The sequence below is a fragment of the Bacillus sp. M13(2017) genome (assembly GCF_002218325.1).
Lineage (GTDB): Bacteria > Bacillota > Bacilli > Bacillales > Bacillaceae_G > Bacillus_A > Bacillus_A thuringiensis_K.
On sequence record NZ_KZ268547.1, the window covers coordinates 1 to 801 of the forward strand.

Sequence of the window (801 nt, forward strand, 5' to 3'; positions counted from 1 at the left end):
AAAAGAGTGATCGAGATGAAATCTTGAAGGAAACCATATTAAAAGCACTTCGATTTAGAAATAGAAACAAGGGGGCTCGTCAGATAAAGATGACATTGGCGGGTCAGTTTCAAGTTGTCTACAATTTAAAGCGTATCCGTAGAATTATGAAGAAATACGAGATTATCTGTCCGGTTCGCAAAGCGAATCCTTATAAAAGAATGCTTAAAGCTACAAAAGAACATCGAATAGTACCGAATCAATTAAATCGGGAATTTAAACAAAATACCCCAGGGAAAACACTTCTTACAGATATCACCTATTTAGTTTACGGTAAGAATCAAAGGGCCTATTTATCTACAATTTTAGACGGCTCAACTAATGAAATTTTAGCTTACCATGTTTCAGAACAGATGACATTAGAGCTCGTAACGACAACTCTCCGTAAACTAAAAAGGAATCCGCGGATTCGATTGACTGAAGGTGCTTATATTCATTCAGATCAAGGATCCCACTACACAAGCCCTACCTATCAAAAGCTAGTTAAAAAGCTAAACCTTGGACAATCCATGTCAAGAAGAGGAAACTGTTGGGATAACGCCCCACAAGAATCATTTTTTGGTCATCTGAAAGATGAAGCTCATATAAAACCTTGCGTGTCCTTTAATGAATTGAAACAAGAGATTAAGAAATATATGACGTATTATAATCATTATAGATATCAATGGAATTTAAAAAAGATGACTCCTGTTGGATACAGAAATCATCTTCTTGATGTTGCCTAACTTTTTTCAAAATGTCCTTTACAAAGGGTACAGATTA

At 35.3% G+C, this 801-nt stretch carries 1 protein-coding gene; it reads left to right on the forward strand.

All coding sequences use genetic code 11. The annotated features are described in order from the left end of the window. The coding region (locus CGQ22_RS31270) for an IS3 family transposase (protein ID WP_141106083.1) at positions 1-764 on the forward strand (764 nt) is incomplete at its 5' end. Positions 765-801 lie beyond the last annotated feature (37 nt).